The organism is Cupriavidus sp. 05N40 (assembly GCF_056397305.1).
In genome coordinates this window covers 83,451-102,481 of sequence record NZ_JBFTND010000004.1, presented here as the reverse complement: position 1 = coordinate 102,481, position 19,031 = coordinate 83,451, and the positions used below count along the sequence as shown (strand labels likewise).

At 65.6% G+C, this 19,031-nt stretch carries 21 protein-coding genes, 1 other RNA gene and 1 pseudogene; 5 read left to right on the top strand and 18 right to left on the bottom strand.

The window, feature by feature from the left end; all coding sequences use genetic code 11:
• Positions 1 to 724: LysR family transcriptional regulator (locus tag AC1DO7_RS02220; protein WP_477115741.1), on the bottom strand; the 724-nt coding region annotated here is incomplete at its 3' end.
• Positions 725 to 817: 93 nt separating this feature from the next.
• On the opposite strand from AC1DO7_RS02220, the gene AC1DO7_RS02215 reads away from it, so the two are divergent.
• Positions 818 to 1,615 (top strand): phytanoyl-CoA dioxygenase family protein, encoded by a 798-nt coding sequence (locus AC1DO7_RS02215; RefSeq protein WP_441613591.1) that lies wholly within the window; start codon positions 818 to 820, stop codon positions 1,613 to 1,615.
• 84 nt (positions 1,616 to 1,699) lie between these two features.
• Here AC1DO7_RS02215 and erpA read toward each other — a convergent pair whose 3' ends face one another.
• The 5 genes from erpA to rplM all read right to left on the bottom strand — a co-directional run bounded on the left by erpA (position 1,700) and on the right by rplM (position 4,494).
• On the bottom strand, positions 1,700 to 2,068 hold the full coding sequence (gene erpA / locus AC1DO7_RS02210) for an iron-sulfur cluster insertion protein ErpA (protein ID WP_441613592.1): 369 nt from the start codon (positions 2,066 to 2,068) through the stop codon (positions 1,700 to 1,702).
• Positions 2,069 to 2,177: 109 nt separating this feature from the next.
• Positions 2,178 to 2,621 carry a bactofilin family protein gene (locus tag AC1DO7_RS02205; protein ID WP_441613593.1) on the bottom strand — a complete coding sequence of 148 codons (444 nt, stop codon included), beginning with the start codon at positions 2,619 to 2,621 and terminating at the stop codon, positions 2,178 to 2,180.
• A 41-nt stretch (positions 2,622 to 2,662) separates the two neighbouring features.
• Positions 2,663 to 3,658, bottom strand: a complete 996-nt coding sequence (locus AC1DO7_RS02200) for a DUF6776 family protein (RefSeq protein WP_441613594.1) — start codon at positions 3,656 to 3,658, stop codon at positions 2,663 to 2,665.
• Positions 3,659 to 3,661: 3 nt separating this feature from the next.
• Positions 3,662 to 4,054, bottom strand: coding sequence for a 30S ribosomal protein S9 (gene rpsI, locus AC1DO7_RS02195; RefSeq protein WP_441613595.1), 393 nt, complete (start codon positions 4,052 to 4,054; stop codon positions 3,662 to 3,664).
• An 11-nt stretch (positions 4,055 to 4,065) separates the two neighbouring features.
• The gene (rplM, locus tag AC1DO7_RS02190; protein ID WP_017226025.1) at positions 4,066 to 4,494 is read right to left on the bottom strand and encodes a 50S ribosomal protein L13; all 429 of its coding nucleotides are present in this window, start codon (positions 4,492 to 4,494) and stop codon (positions 4,066 to 4,068) included.
• A 758-nt stretch (positions 4,495 to 5,252) separates the two neighbouring features.
• On the opposite strand from rplM, the gene AC1DO7_RS02185 reads away from it, so the two are divergent.
• Entirely contained in the window at positions 5,253 to 5,675 is a 423-nt protein-coding gene (locus AC1DO7_RS02185; protein WP_441613596.1) for an OsmC family protein, read from the top strand.
• A gap of 121 nt (positions 5,676 to 5,796) precedes the next feature.
• Here AC1DO7_RS02185 and rnpB read toward each other — a convergent pair.
• The 5 genes from rnpB to AC1DO7_RS02160 all read right to left on the bottom strand — a co-directional run bounded on the left by rnpB (position 5,797) and on the right by AC1DO7_RS02160 (position 10,537).
• An RNA gene (rnpB, locus tag AC1DO7_RS02180) (RNase P RNA component class A) lies at positions 5,797 to 6,137 on the bottom strand.
• A 59-nt stretch (positions 6,138 to 6,196) separates the two neighbouring features.
• On the bottom strand, positions 6,197 to 7,042 hold the full coding sequence (locus AC1DO7_RS02175) for a DUF3025 domain-containing protein (RefSeq protein WP_441613597.1): 846 nt from the start codon (positions 7,040 to 7,042) through the stop codon (positions 6,197 to 6,199).
• Positions 7,043 to 7,056: 14 nt separating this feature from the next.
• Positions 7,057 to 8,091: a dihydroorotase gene (pyrC, locus tag AC1DO7_RS02170; RefSeq protein WP_477115740.1), complete on the bottom strand. Its 1,035-nt coding sequence runs from the start codon at positions 8,089 to 8,091 to the stop codon at positions 7,057 to 7,059.
• 47 nt (positions 8,092 to 8,138) lie between these two features.
• Positions 8,139 to 9,452 carry a glycerate kinase type-2 family protein gene (locus tag AC1DO7_RS02165; RefSeq protein ID WP_441613599.1) on the bottom strand — a complete coding sequence of 438 codons (1,314 nt, stop codon included), beginning with the start codon at positions 9,450 to 9,452 and terminating at the stop codon, positions 8,139 to 8,141.
• On the bottom strand, positions 9,449 to 10,537 hold the full coding sequence (locus AC1DO7_RS02160; RefSeq protein WP_441613600.1) for a tartrate dehydrogenase: 1,089 nt from the start codon (positions 10,535 to 10,537) through the stop codon (positions 9,449 to 9,451). The genes AC1DO7_RS02165 and AC1DO7_RS02160 overlap by 4 nt, the downstream gene beginning before the upstream one ends.
• Before the next feature lie 178 nt (positions 10,538 to 10,715).
• Between AC1DO7_RS02160 and AC1DO7_RS02155 the strand changes: the two genes are divergently transcribed.
• Entirely contained in the window at positions 10,716 to 11,546 is an 831-nt protein-coding gene (locus AC1DO7_RS02155; protein WP_441613601.1) for a class II glutamine amidotransferase, read from the top strand.
• A 79-nt stretch (positions 11,547 to 11,625) separates the two neighbouring features.
• On the opposite strand, the gene AC1DO7_RS02150 is transcribed toward AC1DO7_RS02155, so the two are convergent.
• The 6 genes from AC1DO7_RS02150 to AC1DO7_RS02125 form a co-directional block, all read right to left on the bottom strand.
• Entirely contained in the window at positions 11,626 to 12,360 is a 735-nt protein-coding gene (locus AC1DO7_RS02150) for an amino acid ABC transporter ATP-binding protein (protein ID WP_441613602.1), read from the bottom strand.
• Positions 12,357 to 13,040 carry a glutamate/aspartate ABC transporter permease GltK gene (gene gltK, locus AC1DO7_RS02145; protein WP_477115739.1) on the bottom strand — a complete coding sequence of 228 codons (684 nt, stop codon included), beginning with the start codon at positions 13,038 to 13,040 and terminating at the stop codon, positions 12,357 to 12,359. The genes AC1DO7_RS02150 and gltK overlap by 4 nt, the downstream gene beginning before the upstream one ends.
• Before the next feature lie 11 nt (positions 13,041 to 13,051).
• On the bottom strand, positions 13,052 to 13,780 hold the full coding sequence (locus AC1DO7_RS02140; RefSeq protein ID WP_441613604.1) for an amino acid ABC transporter permease: 729 nt from the start codon (positions 13,778 to 13,780) through the stop codon (positions 13,052 to 13,054).
• A gap of 63 nt (positions 13,781 to 13,843) precedes the next feature.
• Positions 13,844 to 14,743: a glutamate/aspartate ABC transporter substrate-binding protein gene (locus AC1DO7_RS02135; RefSeq protein ID WP_441613605.1), complete on the bottom strand. Its 900-nt coding sequence runs from the start codon at positions 14,741 to 14,743 to the stop codon at positions 13,844 to 13,846.
• A gap of 409 nt (positions 14,744 to 15,152) precedes the next feature.
• The gene (locus AC1DO7_RS02130; RefSeq protein ID WP_477115738.1) at positions 15,153 to 16,460 is read right to left on the bottom strand and encodes a Glu/Leu/Phe/Val family dehydrogenase; all 1,308 of its coding nucleotides are present in this window, start codon (positions 16,458 to 16,460) and stop codon (positions 15,153 to 15,155) included.
• A 118-nt stretch (positions 16,461 to 16,578) separates the two neighbouring features.
• The gene (locus AC1DO7_RS02125) at positions 16,579 to 17,556 is read right to left on the bottom strand and encodes a LysR family transcriptional regulator (RefSeq protein WP_441613607.1); all 978 of its coding nucleotides are present in this window, start codon (positions 17,554 to 17,556) and stop codon (positions 16,579 to 16,581) included.
• Between the two features lie 174 nt (positions 17,557 to 17,730).
• Between AC1DO7_RS02125 and AC1DO7_RS02120 the strand changes: the two genes are divergently transcribed.
• Entirely contained in the window at positions 17,731 to 18,300 is a 570-nt protein-coding gene (locus AC1DO7_RS02120; protein WP_441613608.1) for a cysteine dioxygenase family protein, read from the top strand.
• 68 nt (positions 18,301 to 18,368) lie between these two features.
• Positions 18,369 to 18,827 carry an Lrp/AsnC family transcriptional regulator gene (locus tag AC1DO7_RS02115; RefSeq protein WP_441613609.1) on the top strand — a complete coding sequence of 153 codons (459 nt, stop codon included), beginning with the start codon at positions 18,369 to 18,371 and terminating at the stop codon, positions 18,825 to 18,827.
• A 59-nt stretch (positions 18,828 to 18,886) separates the two neighbouring features.
• Here AC1DO7_RS02115 and AC1DO7_RS02110 read toward each other — a convergent pair.
• Positions 18,887 to 18,976: pseudogene (locus tag AC1DO7_RS02110) on the bottom strand (ABC transporter permease); the annotation flags it as partial.
• Positions 18,977 to 19,031 lie beyond the last annotated feature (55 nt).

Here is a 19,031-nt window from a genome sequence, read left to right as displayed (position 1 = left end):
CGCCATAGCCATGCGCCACCAACCCGCGTTGCATCTCGAAGGTCTGTGTGTACTGGTACAGGCGCGGGCGCAAGCCATGCGCCCAGAACAGCGAGAGGAAATACTCGCGGGTCTGCGCAATGTCTTCCAGGATCAGCGGCTCACCCGCCAGCTCGGCCAGGCTGACGCTCGGCTGCGACGCCAGCGCGTGGGTCGCCGGCAGCAGCGCGTACGGTGCCAGCCGCGCCACCACCCAGCGCGCGATGCGCTGGTCGAAGCCGAGGTCATAGGTCAGAGCGAGCTCCGCCTTGCCCGCGCTCAACGTACGGTGCACGGCGGCCAGGTCGGCCTCGAACAGCGTTACCGAGACATGTGGGTACTGCCGGCGGAATCCGGCCAGCAGGCGCGGGGCATAGTAAGCACCGAGATCCTGGAAGCAGGTCAGCGATAGCTGCCCGCTCAGGCCGCGCCCGCTCGCACCCTCCCCACCCTTCACCGCGAGACCCGTCGCCAGCGCCAGGATGTCGCGCGCGCGGCCAAGCAATTGCTGGCCGGCCGGCGTCAGCTCCAGCCCGCGGCTGACCTGGCGGCGGAACAGGGTCTCGCCGAGCACGCCTTCGAGTTGCGCGATCGCCAGCGAAACCGACGGCTGCGATACATGCCGGGCCCGCGCCGCGGCACTGATGCTGCCGTGCTCGGCGGCGGCAACGAAGTATTCGAGCTGGCGGAAGGAGAAACCAATCATGATTTCCTATACTACAGCATAGGAAATATATAGTTTTCCTATTGCCCGGCCGCCACGATACTTGGTCATCAGCCCAGCCCCCACAGGAACATCGTGACCCTATCCCCCACCGATATCGAGAACTACCAGCGCGACGGCGCGCTGGTGCTGCGCGGCGCCTTTACCGAGTGGGTGACCACCTTGCGCGCAGGCTTCGAGCAGAATCTCGCCAGCCCGGGGCCTTTTGCCATCGAGAACGTCGGCGACGGCGAGCGCGGCCGCTTCTTCGAGGACTACTGCAACTGGCAGCGCATTGCGCCGTTCTCCGAATTCATCCGGCACTCGCCGGCCGCGGGCATTGCCGGGCAGCTGATGCAGGCCGCTGCCGTGCAGGTGTTCCACGAGCACATCCTGGTCAAGGAGCCGGGCACGGCGAAGCCCACGCCCTGGCACCAGGACCTGCCTTACTACTGCGTGGACGGGCTGCAGACCGCGAGCTACTGGATACCGCTGGACCCGGTCACCACGGCCAACACGCTGCGCGTAGTGCTGGGTTCGCACCGCTGGCCCCGGCTGGTACGGCCCAAGCGCTGGGCCAGCAATGAGAATTTCTACGCGGGCGAGGACAAGTTCATGGAAATGCCCGACGTGGAAGACGGCAGCCATGCGCTCCTGGCGCCGGAACTGCAGCCTGGCGATGCGGTGGTGTTCGACTTCCGCACCGTGCACGGCGCGGCGGGCAACACCGGGACGGGGCGGCGCCGCGCCTTCTCGGCGCGCTTCCTCGGCGATGACGTGCGTTACCTGGGACGCCCGGGACGGACCTCGCCGCCGTTTCCCGGCATCGGGCTGGCCGATGGAGAGCGGATGCGCGAAGACTGGTTTCCCGTGGTCTGGCGCCGTGCGCCGTAGGCCAGCTCCGGCCTGGGCAGGGAGCAAAAGGCGGAAAAACAAAAAAGCGCACCGAAGTGCGCTTTTTTCTTTGCCGCCGGTACGTCAGACCGAGAACGAAGAGCCGCAACCGCAGGTCGTGCTGGCGTTGGGGTTCTTGATCACGAATTGCGCGCCGTTGATGTCTTCCTTGTAGTCGATCTCGGCGCCCACCAGATACTGGTAGCTCATCGAGTCGATCAGCAGCGTGACGCCGTTCTTGTTGAGGGTGGTGTCGTCCTCGTTCACTTCTTCATCRAAGGTGAAGCCGTACTGGAAGCCGGAACAGCCGCCGCCCTGCACAAAGACGCGCAGTTTCAGGTCGGCATTGCCCTCTTCCTCGATCAACTGCTTGACCTTGTCGGCAGCGCTGTCGGTAAAGACGAACGGGGCCGGCATGTCCTCGGTTACGGGTGCCTCTGCGACTGCGTTCATGGGGTTCTCCTATTTAGATACGCCTGTATTTTAAGCGCTCCGGGAAGATCGTGCCGAAACCCCGCAACTTCAAGGGCTTCTGCCTTCCCTGCACGCAGCAGGTGCGCCATCAGGCGGTTTTCTGCGATTCCTCGGCCGCTTCCGGCAAGCCTTGCGCGGTGCTCGCCAGCGACAGGTTGGGCAGCGCCTTCGGTTCGCTGACGCCCAGCGGCACCAGCCGCCCTTCCACCAGCGCGCCCTGGTGCATTTCCAGCGCGGCGTAATGGACTTCGCCGTGCACGCGCGCGTGCGGCTGCAGCTCCAGCAGCTCCGATGCATGCACGGGACCGGTCACGGTTCCGTTGAGGATCAGGTGCCCGACGCGGACCTCGCCCTCGACCACGCCCTTTTCGCTGATGACCAGCATGCTTGCCTGGTCAGCCGATGCCGTCACGTTGCCGCGCACGCGCCCGTCTAGGCGCAGGCCGCCCGAGAACGTGAGGTCGCCCTGGATCACGCTGTGCTGGCCGATCAGGGTATCGATGGCCAAACCCTTTTTCTTGGAAAACAACATAGGTCCTTTCGCCCCTCTGGAGTGGCCGGCCCCGCGCGGCCCTACGGCATGGCCGTCTGGGTCGCGCGCAACTGACCGTTTTGCAAAATTCTTACCGTCACTGCCCGCACGGCGGCGCCCGCGGGCAAGGGGAACGTTCCCTCGATGCGCTGGTAGTGCGTCAGGCGCAGGTCCGGCAAGGAGCCGGCCTGGTCTTCGTCCAGGTTCAGGGTGACGGGCTTGCCGTCCCGCATCAGCGAGACCACCAACTGTAACTCACCGCGAAATTCCGGCATCGAGGAAAACGCCTTCGATCCGCCCTGCATCACCAGCAATCGGTAGTGCATCTTCAGTGTGTCGGCTTCATCCAGGCTGACACGGAAACTCCGCACATGAATGCCCGAGGTATTGCCGCCTGCCGGCAGCAAGCTCTCGAAGAACGCCAGGTCTTCCTTGAGCAGGGCGACCTCGCCTTCGGCCGCCTTCAGCTGCTGGACCAGGCCTTCCTGGGCACCGCGCGCCATCTGCAGCTGCGACTCGGCGGTATTGGCCACGGCCTGCAGGCGCTCCCGCTGCGCCGACATCGAGGCGAGCTGCTCGCGCAGCGCCCGGTTCTCCACCTTCATGTCCGCACCCGCGCCGGCGAGCCCCCGGCCGGCGTGATATGCCCATCCCGCCGCCGCCGCGAGCAGGATCGCCATCAGCACCGCGCCCAGCACGCGCACCGGCCAGGACCGGTGCGAGCGTACGGCCAGCGGCCGCGACAGCGCGCCACGGCGCGGACGCAGCAGACGATATCTCATGCGCCGCGCATGACCCGCGCGGGCGACACCGGCATCGGAGCGCAATACGGCCTTGCTGGCGGTCGAGTCATCTGCAGGTCTCCTGGCGGGAAGTGCCGGGATTGTATCCGGGAAGAGGCATGGAAATTGTAAAGCGCGCGTAAAACCTGCCGCGTCGCAGACAACGGCCAGGACGGCGGCAAAAAAAAACCGCACGGCGAACCGTGCGGTTTTTTCCGTCTCGACAGAATCCGGTGACCCGGACCCGTCGGACACACATCAGCGCTTCGAGAATTGCTTCCGACGACGCGCCTTGTGGAAACCAACCTTCTTACGTTCCACTTCACGCGCATCGCGCGTGACGAAGCCAGCCTTCGACAGCGTGGGCTTCAGTGCAGCGTCGTAGTCGATCAGCGCACGGGTGATGCCGTGGCGCACTGCGCCGGCCTGACCCGTTTCGCCGCCGCCGGTCACGTTGACCTTGATGTCGAAGGTCTGTGCGTTGGCGGTCAGTTCGAGCGGCTGGCGCACGATCATCAGCGAGGTTTCGCGAGCGAAATACTCATTGATGGGCTTGCCGTTGACGATGATATCGCCCTTGCCCGACTTGATGAAGACACGAGCCACGGCGCTCTTGCGGCGGCCAGTACCGTAATTCCAATTTCCGATCATGGATGGCCCCCTTAGATTTCCAGCGCCTTGGGCTGCTGTGCTTCATGCGGATGATCGGCTTCGGCGTAAACCTTCAGCTTTTTGATCATCGCATAGCCCAGCGGGCCCTTCGGCAGCATGCCTTTCACAGCTTTTTCCAGGGCGCGGCCCGGGAAACGCTGCTGCATCTTGCCGAACGTCGTTTCGTAAATGCCGCCCGGGTAGCCCGAGTGACGATAATACTTCTTGTCGGTTTCTTTGGTACCCGTCACACGCAGCTTGGCTGCGTTGACGATGATGATGTAATCACCAGTGTCGACGTGCGGAGTGAATTCCGGCTTGTGTTTGCCGCGCAGTCGGCGTGCCACTTCGCTGGCAACACGGCCGAGGACTTTGTCCGTCGCGTCAATCACGTACCAGTCGCGCTTTACCTCTGCAGGCTTGGCGGAAAAGGTCTTCATGATTTTTCCTGAGACTTGTAGAACCTGCCCGTTACGTGACGCGCACCGATCACATGATCGATGACTAGCGTCGTCGGCCGGTCCTTGGGACCTGGCCTTCCCTGCTTGTATGTGCAGGCTCTCCCTGAATTCTTCTTCCGCGGGCATGACGGAAAAGCCGACGATTATACTGTGGTTTTTGACAGGGGCACAAGCAAACTCTCGGGCCTGCGTCAAGATGGGGGCGTCATGCGACGTCCGGGGTATGTTCCCGGACCACCGCGCGGGGCCGGTCTGCGCCGGCGCGGCATAAAAAAAACCCAAGCTATCGAGCTTGGGTTTGAATCCACCAAAGGAGGAGGGTGGAGGAGACACTTGGAGATCGACGGGGCCCGGCTGACGGTGCGGCCGGCACAACCGCCGGGAATTCCCTGGCGATTCGCTTTCGCACTCTGGCTTGCCTTGCATGCCGTCGTTCAATGATTCAAATTATACATGAGCGCTCCCGCGGTGCAAGAAAATTTGCAGTGCGGAATGCCATTTTGCATTGTAAAAAATTGATGCAGCTTGCCGATATCGGCATTTRTCCAGAAAAATCAATAGCTTGCGTCAGATTTCATGTGTCACAAAACTGTCATCTTAGAGGAAACCCTCGGTTTTTGGAGGGATCCGACCCGCTCCGACCACGCGAGGGCAGGTGGCATATACTCAAAAGGCAAGTTTCGAAATCGCGTGTTCGTGATCGAATACGCACTCACTAAAGCGCAGGATCGAACAAAATGGAATGCAAAGTAACTTGGATGGGCGTCGACGGCATGACCTTCGTGGCCGAGACTGGCAGCGGGCACGTGGTTGCGATGGATGGCGCGCGGGAAGGCGGCGGCCATGATCTGGCTCCGCGGCCCATGGAGATGGTGTTGCTGGGTACCGGCGGCTGCACGGCCTATGACGTGGTGCTGATCCTGAAGAAGAGCCGGCAGGACGTGCGCGGCTGCAGCGTGAAGCTGGAAGCGGAACGCGCGAGCGAGGACCCGAAGGTCTTCACGCGCATCAACTTCCATTTCACGGTGACCGGCCGCAACCTCAACCCCGGCACGGTCGAGCGCGCCATCCACCTGTCGCATGACAAATACTGCTCGGCCTCGATCATGCTGGCCAAGACGGCGGAGATCACCCATACGCTCGAAATCGTGGAAGCGTAAGGGGCCCTGAAGGCGCGGAAAGCGGGTGCGGCAGGCGCGGAAAGCGTGGAAAGGATGCGCCGGCCGGGACACCGGCCGCGCGACGCCCGGGCCGCGAACGCGGCAAGGCGGAAGAATCGAGAAGCAAAGCAGGCCGATAAGCCGGATTCTGTGCGCGCTGCCAGCCTTGCGGCCAGCGGCACGTGACAATCATTCCTCTAGGCCGACCGTTACCGGCCGGCTCCAGCTCCCTACCCGCAGGCTCAGCGGGCCGCCTCAATGCCTGCCTATTTGGGATTGCTCCAGGTGGAGGTTACCGCGTTTCACCCTTCCCGCCGGGAGAACCCGGCGGCAAGACTCGTCTCTGTGGCCCTATTCCGCACGTTGCCGTGGATGGCTGTTAGCCAACACCCTGCCCTGTGGAGTCCGGACTTTCCTCCCCTTGCACCTTGCGGTGCAAGCAGCGATTGTCTGGCCTGCTTTGCGGCCCGCAGTCTAACACCGTTTGGCCTCGCGCCGGTCACCCCGGCGCCGCGCCCGGGTCATGCCGCCGCCGCGCGCCGGCCGGGGCGGAACACGCCGGTGTCGGCATAAAAGGCGGGATCGCGATTGGCATCGCACCAGCCGGGAATCCCCATCACCGGCAGCGGCGCGAAACGCCCGCCATGCAGCCCGGCGGATTCGAGCGAAGCGGCGACAGCCGCATCCAGCGATGCGGGCAGCCCACCGTCCGCCGAAGGCGGAACGGCCATCGGCCAGCCGTGCGCGGTCAACGCCTTGTAGGGCTGCGCCAGTTTTTCCAGCAACGCGTGCCCGAACGGCACCACGCCACAACGGGCCGCGCCCTCCCCGCTGCCGCCCCAGGCAAGCCGGCGCGCCACGAACAGTTCCTGCCAGGCAAAGCCGCGCAGCGCGCCCGCCAGGCTGCCGTCGACACTCAGGAACAGGATGGCGTTCTCGTCGAACAAGGTGGCGGCATCGCGCAGGACGCCGCGGCGTTCCTGCACGCCGGCCTCGGCAATCGCCTCTGCCTGCAGCCGGTTCAGCACACGCTTGGCGCCCGGGAAATGCAGCCAGACCAGCGCATTGAAGAAGTCATGCAGGTTGTCGCGCGTGGGCACCGCGCCGCTGGCATGGATATGCGATTCGTAGGCCGTGCCGGCGGGTAGTTCGGCCTGGGGCACGAAGCGCAACGGCAAACCCCGCGCATTGCACAGGCCAAGCCGCGCGCTGATTTCGCTGAGCACGGCGCGCAGGTCGGCGCCGTCCTGCAGCGCGCCGGACAGCGCCGTGCCGGATTGCGCAAACGGCCGGTACCAGGGCTGGGTCCAGTCGATCCGCGCCACGGCGCCGGCCAGCGCCAGCGTGACGCTCTCCGGCTTGCTCACCGGGCTTGCGCGGCTCAGCTGGCCTTCCAGCGCAGCGTTTCCCCGCCGCGCAGCGGCACCAGCGTGGTGTCGCCGAAGGGCAGTTCGGCCGKCAGCTCCCATTGCTCGCGCGTCAGCGTGAGCGTGCCGCCGTTGCGCGGCAGGCCGTAGAAGGCCGGGCCGTTGAAGCTGGCGAATGCCTCGAGCTTGTCCAGCGCGCCGGCATCCTCGAACGCCTCGGCATACAGCTCCATTGCGTGCAGGCCGGTATAGCAGCCGGCGCAGCCACAGGCATGTTCCTTCAGGCCGCGCGCGTGCGGCGCGCTGTCGGTGCCGAGGAAGAAACGCGGGCTGCCCGACACCGCCGCGGCCACCAGGGCTTCGCGGTGGATCTCGCGCTTGAGCACCGGCAGGCAGTAGTAGTGCGGGCGGATGCCGCCGGTGAAGATGGCGTTGCGGTTGTACAGCAGGTGATGCGCGGTGATGGTGGCGCCCACCGGGCCTTCGGCGTCGCGCACGTACTCGGCGGCATCCTTGGTGGTGATGTGCTCGAAAACCACCTTGAGGCCGGGGAAATCGCGGCGCAGCGGGGTCATCACGCGGTCGATGAAGACGGCTTCGCGGTCGAAGATGTCGATCTCGGAATCGGTTACCTCGCCGTGCACCAGCAGCGGCAGGCCCGCGCGCTCCATCGCTTCGAGCGCGGGCGCGCAGCGGTGCAGGTCGGTCACGCCGGCGTCGCTGTTGGTGGTGGCGCCGGCCGGGTACAGCTTCACGCCGTGCACGAAGCCGCTGGCCTTGGCCGCGACGATTTCCTCGGCCGGGGTGTTGTCGGTCAGGTACAGCGTCATCAGCGGCTCGAATGCCATGCCGGCGGGCAGCGCGGCCAGGATGCGGTCGCGGTAGGCCGCCGCCTGCGCCACCGTGGTCACGGGCGGCTTCAGGTTGGGCATGATGATGGCGCGCGCGAACTGGCGGGCAGTGTCGGGCAGCACGGCAGCCAGTGCCGCGCCGTCGCGCAGGTGCAGGTGCCAGTCGTCCGGGCGGGTGATGGTGAGGGTCTGGGTCATGGCTTGGATGGCCGGCCGTCGTTGGCGGCCGGCGCTTTCTCGGGGGATTACAGAATCAGGATGGCGCGGTAGTCGTTCACATTGGTGCGCGTGGGGCCGGTCACCACCAGGTCGCCGGCGGCATCGAAGAAGCCCCAGGCGTCGTGCGCGTCGAGCCGGGCGCGCGCCGGAGCGCCGGCGGCCTGCGCGCGCGCCGGCGTCGAAGGGTCGAGCAACGCGCCAGCATTATCCTCCGAGCCGTCGATGCCGTCCGTATCGGCCGCGATGGCGTACACGTCGCCCGCGCCATCGAGCTCCAGCGCAAGCGACAGCAGGAACTCGGAGCAACGCCCGCCGCGCGGCCTGGCGCCGCCCGCGGCACCGCCCTGGGGCAGCGTCACAGTGCATTCGCCGCCGGAAATCAATGCCACCGGCGCGGCGAACGGCGCATTGTACGTGCGAATCTCGCGCACCAGCGCGGCGTAGACGCGCGCCACTTCCTGCGCCTCGCCGGTCACGGTGTCGCCCAGCACCACCGGCTGGATGCCCTGGGCGCGGAAGCGCTCCGCCGCGGCCTCCAGGCTTCCATGCGCCGTTGCGATCACACGATTGTCGACGCGGGCGAACAGCGGATCGCCCGGCTTTGGCGTTTCCGCCACTTCGCCGCGCGCGCCGCGTTCCAGGTGCTGGCGCACCACGGGCGGCACGCTGGCCCCATAGCGGCGCAGGATGTCCAGCGCGTCGCCATAGGTGCTCGGGTCCGCCACGGTGGGGCCCGAGGCGATCGCGCTCGGATCGTCGCCGGCCACGTCCGAGACAATCAGCGTGGTGACCGGCGCGCGGCTGGCCTGGGCGAGCCGGCCGCCCTGGATGCGCGAGAGATGCTTGCGCACGATGTTCATCTCGGTGATCGGCGCGCCGCAGCGCAGCAACTCCTGCGTGGTGGCCTTGAGGTCAGCCATGGCGATGCCGTCGGCCGGCAGCGACAGCAGGCTGGAGCCCCCGCCCGAAACCAGCACGACCAGCCGGTCGTCGGGCCCGAGCGCGCCCACGCGGGCCAGGATCTCGGCCGCGGCGCGCTCGCCCGCTTCATCAGGCACCGGATGGCCGGCCTCGATCACGCGCACGTGGTCGGTCGGCAGGCCATGGGCGTAGCGCGTGACCACCAGTCCTTCGATGACATGGGTCGGATCCAGGCGCGCATAGGCCTGCTCCACCGCCAGCGCCATCGAGGCGGCGGCCTTGCCGGCGCCCACCACCAGCGTGCGGCCGCCCGGCCGGGGCGGTGGCAGGTGGTCGGCCACGATGCGCAGCGGATCGGCCGCCCCTACCGCTGCCTGGAATGTCTCCAGCAGCAGCGCGCGCGCGTCGGCCGCCTTCACAGCGCACCTGCGATGGCCTGGCCCAGGTCCGCCGTGCCGGCCTTGCCGCCGATGTCGCGGGTCAGCGGGGCATGCTCCGGGCCGGCCGCCAGCACCTTTTCGATGGCGCCGAGCACGGCTGCGCCGGCGTCGGCGTGGCCCAGGTGTTCCAGCATCATGGCGCCGCACCAGATCTGGCCGATCGGGTTGGCCACGCCACGCCCGGCGATGTCCGGCGCGGAACCGTGCACCGGCTCGAACAGGCTGGGGAAGGTGCGGTCCGGGTTGATATTGCCCGACGGCGCGATGCCGATGGTGCCGGTGCAGGCCGGGCCCAGGTCGGAGAGGATGTCGCCGAACAGGTTGCTGGCCACCACCACGTCGAACCAGTCTGGATGCTGGACGAAGTGCGCGGTGAGGATGTCGATGTGGTACTTGTCGACCTTCACGCCGGGATAGTTCGCCGCCATCGCTTGGACCCGCTCGTCCCAGTACGGCATGGTGATGGAGATGCCGTTGGACTTGGTGGCCGAGGTCAGATGCTTGCCGGGGCGCTTCTGCGCCAGCTCGAAAGCGAACTTGAGGATGCGGTCCACGCCGGTGCGCGTCATCACCGTTTCCTGGATCACCACTTCGCGGTCGGTGCCGGGGAACATGCGCCCGCCGATGCTGGAATACTCGCCCTCGGTGTTCTCGCGCACCACGTAGAAATCGATGTCGCCGGGCTTGCGCGGGTTGCCGTCGCGGTCCACCAGCGGGCTGCGGATCCCGGGCATGAGCCGCACCGGCCGCAGGTTCACGTATTGGTCGAACGAGCGGCGGAACTGCAGCAGCGAGCCCCACAGCGAGACATGGTCGGGCACGGCATCGGGCCAGCCGACCGCGCCGAAATAGATCGCGTCGTACTTGACCAGGGTGTCGAACCAGTCGTCCGGCAGCATCTTGCCGTGCCGCGCATAGTAGTCGCAGCTGGAGAAGTCGAAATGGTCGAACTGCATGTCCAGGCCGAACCGGCGCGCGGCGGCGTCCATCACCCGCAGCCCCTCGGGCATCACTTCGGTACCAATGCCGTCGCCGGGGATGACTGCGATCTTGTATTTGCTCATGTCTCGAATGGCCCGCAAAAGAGATACAGATACGAAAGAGGTCGGGGGATGCCGGGATAGGCCGGGGTAGGCCGGGGTAACCCGGGAAAACGATGCGCTTGGCAGATAACCCGGGCTGGCCGGATAATGGAACATTCTATTGCAATCCGGCAGCCCGCTGCCGGTCCGGTGCCCCGCCATGTGCCAGCTGCTCGGCATGAACTGCGCCACGCCGACCGACGTGACGTTCTCCTTTACCGGCTTCGCCGCCCGCGGCGGCGTCACGGACCACCATGCCGACGGTTTCGGCGTGGCGTTCTTCGAGGACAAGGCCTGCCGCCTGTTCATCGACAACCAGTCCGCCGGCACCTCGCCCGTGGCCGACCTGATCAAGCGCTACCCGATCAAGTCCAAGAACGTCATCTCGCATATCCGCAAGGCGACCCAGGGCACCGTGCTGCTGGAGAACTGCCACCCCTTCATGCGCGAACTGTGGGGCCGGCACTGGATCTTCGCCCACAACGGCGACCTGAAGAACTTCTCGCCGTTCCTGTCCGGCGTCTACCAGCCGGTCGGCGATACCGACAGCGAGCTCGCCTTCTGCACGCTGATGCAGGGTCTGCGCAAGCGCTTTCCCGGCTCGCAGCCGCCGCTCAACGAACTCTGCCACGCGCTGGCCGACATCACGCGCGAGATCACCCTGCACGGCGTGTTCAACTACCTGCTGTCCAACGGCCAGGCCCTGTTCGCGCATTGCTCCACCCGCCTCTATTACATCGTGCGCCAGTGGCCGTTCTCCACGGCGCACCTGATCGATGCAGACCTCTCGATCGATTTCGCCCAGGTCACCACGCCGGACGACCGGGTGGCGGTCATCGCCACCGCCCCGCTGACCGACAACGAGACCTGGACCGCCTTCGCGCCGGGCGAGCTGATGATGTTCGAGGAAGGCCGCTCGGTGATGACGCTGACGGTGCCGATTCCGGCCGACGTGCAGGCCAGGAACGCGGCCAACAGCGCCTGTACCTGAGGGGCGCGGGCGGCAACGAAAAAGGGACGCCGCGGCGTCCCTTTTCCATGGCGAGCCGCCGTGGCGGCGACCTGCCGTCTCAGTGATGCAGGATCTTCGACAGGAACTGGCGTGCCCGGTCCGAGCGCGCCTCGATATTGCCGAAGAACTCTTCCTTGTCGGCGTCCTCGACGATCTTGCCCTGGTCCATGAAGATCACGCGGTTGGCGACCTTGCGCGCGAAGCCCATTTCGTGGGTCACGCACATCATGGTCATGCCTTCCTGCGCCAGCTGCACCATCACGTCCAGCACTTCGTTGACCATTTCCGGGTCCAGCGCCGAGGTGGGTTCGTCGAACAGCATGCAGATCGGGTCCATCGACAGCGCGCGGGCGATCGCCACGCGCTGCTGCTGGCCGCCCGACAGCTGGCCCGGGAACTTGGCCGCCTGCGCCTTCAGGCCCACGCGGTCCAGGTACTTCAGGCCCTTCGCGGTCGCCTCTTCCTTCGAGCGGCCGAGCACCTTCATCTGGGCGATGGTCAGGTTCTCGGTGATCGACAGGTGCGGGAACAGCTCGAAGTTCTGGAACACCATGCCCACGCGCGAGCGCAGCTTGGGCAGGTTGGTCTTGGGCGAGCCCACCGAGGTGCCGTCCACGGTGATGTCGCCCTTCTGGAACGGTTCCAGCGCGTTGACGGTCTTGATCAGGGTCGACTTGCCGGAGCCAGACGGACCGCACACCACCACCACCTCGCCCTTGGCGACCTTGGTGGTGCAATCGGTCAGCACCTGGAAGGCGCCGTACCACTTGGAGACGTTGTTGATTTCAATCATACGGCCACCTTTTTCTGGTAACGCTTGACCAGCAGCGATGCGGAGAAACAGATTATGAAGTACACCAGGCCGGCAAACAGCAGCATCTCCACGATGCGGCCGTCGCGTTCGCCGATGCCGTAGGCCTGGCCGAAGAAGTCGGCCAGCGCGCTCACGTAGACCAGCGACGTATCCTGGAACAGGATGATGCCCTGGGTCAGCAGCAGCGGCACCATGTTGCGGAACGCCTGCGGCAGGATCACCAGCCGCATGGACTGCCCGTAGGTCATGCCCATGGCCTGGGCGGCGAACATCTGCCCGCGCGACACGCTCTGGATGCCGGCGCGGATGATCTCGGAATAGTAAGCCGCCTCGAACAGCGCGAACGCCACCAGCGCCGAGRTCATGCGCAGGTCCGACGCCTGCGACAGGTTGAACACCTTCTGCAGCACCTGCGGGATGATCAGGAAGAACCACAGCAACACCATCACCAGCGGGATGGAGCGGAAGATGGTCACGTATCCCTGCGCGAACCAGTTCAGCGGCTTGACCGAGGACAGGCGCATCATCGCCAGGATGGTGCCCCAGACGATACCGACCACCACCGCGGTGACGGTGATCTTGAGCGAGACCAGCATGCCCTCGCCCAGCACTTCCAGCGTGGTCGCGTTGATCGAGCTGAAATCGAATGTATATGCCATGACGTGTCCTCTTACTTGCCGCCGATGAAGCCGGGCACGCGCGTGCGGCCTTCGACCCAGCGCATCAGCAGCATCACGACGATGTTGATCAGCGCGTACATGAGGGTCACCGCGATGAAGGACTCATACGGGCGCGCCGTGTAGTCCACCAGTTGCCGGCCTTGCGCCGCCAGTTCCAGCAGGCCGATCGTCGACGCGACCGCGGAATTCTTGAAGATGTTCAGGAACTCGGAAGTCAGCGGCGGCACGATGACGCGGAACGACATCGGCAGCAGCACGAAGCGGTAGGTCTGCGCCAGCGTGAAGCCCATCGCCAGGCCCGCGTTGCGCTGGCCGGGCGGCAGCGAGTTGATGCCGGAGCGGACCTGTTCGCAGACACGGGCCGCGGTGAAGGTGCCCAGGCAGAGCATGGCTGCCAGGAACTGCTGCGCGAACGGGTTCATCTGCTTGAACATTTCGCCGCCGGGCAACAGCTCGGGCATGACGAAGTACCAGATGAACAGCTGCACCAGCAGCGGAATATTGCGGAAGATCTCGACGTAGGTCGCGGCAAGGCCGGACAGCCACTTGTTGGGCACCGTGCGCAGCACGCCGAGCACCGAGCCAATGACGAGGGCGATCACCCACGACGAGAGCCCGAGCGCCAGCGTGACCTTGAGCCCGGAAATCATCCAGTCAAGATAGGTCTCGTTCTGGGCGGCTTGTTCGAGGAATACACCCCAATGCCAGCTGTAATTCATGATGAGTCCTCAAAAAGAAACGGAAGGACATGCCTTCCGTTTCGCACAACCGGAATCCCAGGATCAGTCGAGCGCCTTGTCATTCGGCGTCTTGAACAACGCCTTCATGTCTTCGGACAGCGGGAAGTCCAGGTTCAGGCCCTTCGGCGGCACCGGCTGCTGGAACCACTTGGTGTAGAGGGTGTTGATCGAACCGTCCTTCATCATGCCGGTGATCACGGTGTCCGACAGCTTCTTGAACGGTGCGTCGTCCTTGCGGATCATGCAGCCGTAGGACTCGCGCGATTGCGGCTTGCCCACCACGATCCAGTCGTTCGGGTTCTTGGCCTTGGCGCGTTCGCCGTACAGCAGCGCGTCGTCCATCATGAAGGCGACCGCGCGGCCCGATTCCAGCGTCAGGAACGACTGGCCGTGGTCCTTGGTGCTGATGATGTTCATGCCCAGCTTCTGGTCATCGTTCATCTTGCGCAGCAGGCGCTCCGACGTAGTGCCGGCGGTGGTCACCACGTTCTTGCCCTTGAGGTCGGCCCAGTCCTTGATGCCGCCATCCTTCTTCACCATGATGCGGGTGCCGATGATGAAGATGCTGGTGGTGAACGATGCTTGCTTCTGGCGCTCGAGGTTGTTCGTGGTCGAGCCGCACTCGATGTCGATGGTGCCGTTCTGCAGCAGGGTGATACGGTTCTGCGAGGTGATCGGGATTTCCTTGACCTGCAGGTTCGGCAGCTTCAGGTGGTCCTTGATGGCTTCCACGATCTTGACGTTGATATCGTAGGAATAGCCGACCTGGCGCACGCCGCCGAGGTTGTAGTTGAACGGAATCGACGATTCACGAACGCCAAGCGTAATCACACCGGTGTCTTTGATCTTCTGCAGCGTGCCCGTCAATTGCTCGGCTGCTTGCGCGGTACCGCAAAGCACGCCGGCTGCAATCATCAGGGAAGCCAACTTGGCAACATTCATAACATCTCCTTGACCATGAAGAGAGAAAGGCGGGACTCTAACAAAAAACCACCCGCCGACGAAATAGTATTGCGCAGGCAGACACCCAAGACAACGGGTTTTTCCCCTAACAAAGCCAATACAGGCATGGTTTGCGGGGGAGTCGGGCCATGCCTCGCCCCCACCCCGCGCATGCCGCGCCAAACCGCTTTTTCCCATTTCCGCAACACCGGACGCCGCCCGGAGCCGGCAGGCAGGAAGCCGTCGCCGGCCCGTTATCCGGCCGCCCGGCGCCAGCGCCGCGAGGCAGGAAACATACGACAACGCGGCTGCCGGGAAGCCCGACAGCCGCGTTACCAAAAGTCCGGCCCGGTTGCTGCGACGCAGCATCACCAATTGGCGATGCCGCAACGGCAACCGGCGTTGAGGATCAGGGGTAGAGACCGCGCATTTCGCGCGCCTGCAGAATCCGCGTGCACGCCACGATGAACGCGGCCGTGCGCAGGGTCACCTTGTTTTCCTGGGCGACCTGCCAGATCGCACGGAATGCCTCTTGCATGATTCGTACCAGGCGCTGGTTAATTTCCTCTTCGGTCCAGAAAAAGCTGGAAAAGTCCTGCACCCACTCAAAATACGAAACCGTGACGCCGCCGGCATTGGCGATGACGTCCGGCGCCACCAGGATGTTGCGCTCGCGCAGGATGTCGTCGGCCTCGGGCGTGGTCGGGCCGTTCGCACCTTCAATGACCATGCGTGCCTTGATGTGGGGCGCGTTCTTGGCGGTGATCTGCCCTTCCAGTGCGGCCGGGATCAGGATTTCGCAATCGACCTGCCAGAACTGCTCGGCGGAGATGGTCTCGCCCTGGAAGCCTTCGATGGTGCCGCTATGCGAGGCGTATTCCATCATGGCGGGCACGTCCAGGCCGGCCGGGTTGTACAGCGCGGTGCGGTGATCCTGCACGGCCACCACCTTGGYGCCGGCTTCGTGGAACAGCTTGGCCGCCACGGCGCCGACATTGCCGAAGCCCTGCACCGCCACGCGGGCGCCCTTGATATCCAGGCCAATGTTGCGTGCCGCCTCGGATCCGACCACGAACACGCCGCGGCCGGTCGCCTCGTGGCGGCCCAGCGAGCCGCCCAGCGAGATCGGCTTGCCGGTCACCACGCCGGTCGCGGTGCTGCCCGAATTCATCGAGTAGGTATCCATCATCCAGGCCATCACCTGCGCGTTGGTGTTGACGTCGGGCGCCGGGATGTCCTTGTTGGGCCCGATGATGATGTTGATCTCGCTGGTGTAGCGGCGCGTGATCCGTTCCAGTTCGCCCTGCGAGAGCGTGCGCGGGTCGACGCGGATGCCGCCCTTGGCGCCGCCGTAGGGCACGTTGACCGCTGCGTTCTTGACCGACATCCAGGCCGACAGCGCCATCACTTCCGACAGCGTCACGTCCTGGTGGAAGCGCACGCCGCCCTTGCCGGGGCCGCGCGACAGGTTGTGCTGCACGCGGTAGCCCTCGAAGTGGGCGATGGTGCCGTTGTCCATCTCGATGGGCACGTCAACGACCAGGGCGCGCTTGGGGCGCTTGAGGGTCTCGACCCAGCGTGCGAGCGAGCCCAGGTAGGGCGTGACACGATCGACCTGCTGCAGGTAGATGCCCCAGGGGCCGAGCGCCTCGGGATTGAGGTAGGACGGCAGCGTGTGAGTCATGACGGCAGGATTGGACGGCGCGGCGGAAGACATCGTTTGGTCTCGGTGTGAAAGTGCGGCCAGCTTAGAGGAGGCCGCCCCGCCGAAGCCAATGCCGTTTGATTATCCCGTTATGCACCGATTGCATAACCTTGCGGCGACATCCGTGCGCCTATGCGCCCGGCGGCGCGGACATGGGCAGGCTGCGCGCCGCCAGCGAGTTCCACACGCGATCCACCAGCTGGCGCTTGTTGCGCAGCTGCGCGCTGCGCCGCTCGCTGGCCTGCTCGCCGGGTTTTTCACGGTAAAGCCGGATCTCCATGTCGATCGACAGCGGCGCGCCGCGCGCCGGCTCGGCACGCACCAGCCGGTGCCGGGCCAGGTCCTCGCGCACCGCGCTCTCGGGCAGGAAGGCCATGCCATGCCCCGCCAGCGCCATCACCTTGAGCGCCTCGGCCATATCCGTCTCGTAGCACTTGTCGAGCTTGAGGGCGTCGGGGGTCTCGTCGAGCAGCATGTCCACCATGCGGCCGAGGAAGGCGTTCGGCGTGTAGCTCAGGAAGGGCACCGGCTTCTTGTCCGTGCCCGGCAGGCGGTACAGCGGCTTGCCCGCGGCGTCCGGCACGCTGTACGGCGACAGCCGCTCGATGCCCAGCACCATCATGTCGTAGTGCGCCGGATCGAGCTGGATGGCCTGGCGCGCGTGGTGGTAGACCATGACCAGGTCGCAGCCGCCGTCGACCAGCGCCAGCACGGCGTCGTGGACGTTGAGCGCGCGCAGCCGGCACGGCAGGGTGCCGATCTCGCGCTCCACCGCCTTGAGCCACTCCGGGAAGAAGGTCAGCGACAGCGTATGCGGCACCGCGAATTCCAGCACCTGGGCATTGGCCGAACGCTGCCCCCGCATCAGCGCGCGCGTCTCGCTGACCTGCGCCAGCATCGCCAGCGCCTGCTCGTAGAACACCTTGCCCGCCGGCGTCAGGCTGGTGGGATAGCTGGAGCGGTCGATCAGCTCCGTGCCCACCCAGGACTCCAGCGACTGGATCCGGCGCGAGAACGCGGGCTGTGTCACATGACGCTGCTCGGCCGAGCGCGAGAAGCTGTGCGTCTCGGCCAGGCTGACGAAGTCTTCAAGCCATTTGATTTCCATGAGGCGGCATTATCCACCGGCTTCCCCCGTCCGGCGCGCACTCAGGAACAAAATTCTACTATCTTGAGTTTTTGTGGAATCAGATTACACTGCAACCTAGATTTGCACGACAAGACGCACGCGTTTGCTACGGACCGGGCGCTATGATGGGCGCATACCAACAAGGAGCCCGTCATGGCCACCCAGCAAGCCGGCACGCCCGGCCCCGTCGCCCACCCCGCGCCCGGCGCCCCGCCCGGCGCCCTCTTCGCCCCGCTGTCCGACGGCATGTCTTCGGCCTTCGCGGCGAGCGCGCGCATGGTGGCCGAGGGCATCGAAGCCGGCCTGCCCGACGCCGCGGCCCTGCTGGCACTGCTGCCCGAATCGCTGCGCGAAGGCTCGCCCCACGGCTATGTGCGCCACCTCGTCCACGCCGATCCGCTGGCACGCTTCTCGGCCATGCTGATCGTGTGGCGGCCCGGCCAGCACAGCCCGGTGCACGGCCACCAGACCTGGTGCGCCTACCGCGTGTTGCGCGGCACGCTGCACGAGCGCCACTACCGCTGGGATGCGCAGGCGCGGCGCGCGCGGCAGTGCGGCGAAATGCCGCGCACGGCGGGCGACACCTTCAGCGTGCCGGCCGGCCTGCGCCATATCCACGCGCTCGGCAACGACAGCGATGAAGTGGCCGTGTCGCTGCACATCTATGGGGTGGACCAGGAGCACATCTGCAGCGGTGTGAACCTGCTGGTGGACGCTGCCTGATCCGCGGGCGTGCGTGCGGCCGGACACCGACCGATGCTGCACGACAGGAACCCGACAGGAACCACGCCATGGACCGCTACGACCGCCAGATACTCGCCGCCCTGCAGGAGGACGCCACCTTGCCCGTGGCCGAACTCGGCGAGCGCGTCGGCCTCACCTCCACGCCTTGCTGGCGGCGTGTGCAGAAGCTGGAGGAAAGCGGCGTCATCCGCAAGCGCGTGGCGCTGCTGGACCCGGCCCTGCTGAATGTGGGCGTAACCGTATTCGTCTCGGTCCGCACCAACCAGCACAACGCCAAGTGGCTCAAGACCTTCCACGACCTGGTCGCCTCGATTCCCGAAGTCACCGAGTTCTACCGCATGGCGGGCGATACCGACTACCTGCTGCGCGTGGTGGTGCCGGATATCGCCGCCTACGATCGCGTCTACAAGAAGCTGATCCAGGGGGCCGAGCTGGCCGATGTCAGCTCCAGCTTTGCCATGGAGCAGATCAAGTACACCACGGCGCTGCCCCTTGACTATGCGTAGGCGAGGCTGGCGAGACTAGCGAGGCTGGCCGCACAAGCCAGACCGGCACACACCCGCCCTCACCCGCGGCTGGCCCAGCCCGTCATGCGCCGCTCCACCACCGCGAAGAACTCATACATCACCATCGCCATCACCGCGATCACCACCAGTCAAAGGCGCGTGCCATGATCTGGCGCACCCGCGCCTGTCCGATGCGGACCGTCG

Bases quoted from the DNA above. Each gene is read 5' to 3' on its own strand.
- AC1DO7_RS02205 (WP_441613593.1), bottom strand. From the start codon at position 2,621: ATGTTGTTTTCCAAGAAAAAGGGTTTGGCCATCGATACCCTGATCGGC.
- rpsI (WP_441613595.1), bottom strand. From the start codon at position 4,054: ATGATCGGAAATTGGAATTACGGTACTGGCCGCCGCAAGAGCGCCGTG.
- rplM (WP_017226025.1), bottom strand. From the start codon at position 4,494: ATGAAGACCTTTTCCGCCAAGCCTGCAGAGGTAAAGCGCGACTGGTAC.
- AC1DO7_RS02185 (WP_441613596.1), top strand. From the start codon at position 5,253: ATGGAATGCAAAGTAACTTGGATGGGCGTCGACGGCATGACCTTCGTG.
- AC1DO7_RS02160 (WP_441613600.1), bottom strand. From the start codon at position 10,537: ATGAGCAAATACAAGATCGCAGTCATCCCCGGCGACGGCATTGGTACC.
- AC1DO7_RS02155 (WP_441613601.1), top strand. From the start codon at position 10,716: ATGTGCCAGCTGCTCGGCATGAACTGCGCCACGCCGACCGACGTGACG.
- AC1DO7_RS02150 (WP_441613602.1), bottom strand. From the start codon at position 12,360: ATGATTGAAATCAACAACGTCTCCAAGTGGTACGGCGCCTTCCAGGTG.
- AC1DO7_RS02140 (WP_441613604.1), bottom strand. From the start codon at position 13,780: ATGAATTACAGCTGGCATTGGGGTGTATTCCTCGAACAAGCCGCCCAG.
- AC1DO7_RS02135 (WP_441613605.1), bottom strand. From the start codon at position 14,743: ATGAATGTTGCCAAGTTGGCTTCCCTGATGATTGCAGCCGGCGTGCTT.
- AC1DO7_RS02125 (WP_441613607.1), bottom strand. From the start codon at position 17,556: ATGGAAATCAAATGGCTTGAAGACTTCGTCAGCCTGGCCGAGACGCAC.
- AC1DO7_RS02120 (WP_441613608.1), top strand. From the start codon at position 17,731: ATGGCCACCCAGCAAGCCGGCACGCCCGGCCCCGTCGCCCACCCCGCG.
- AC1DO7_RS02115 (WP_441613609.1), top strand. From the start codon at position 18,369: ATGGACCGCTACGACCGCCAGATACTCGCCGCCCTGCAGGAGGACGCC.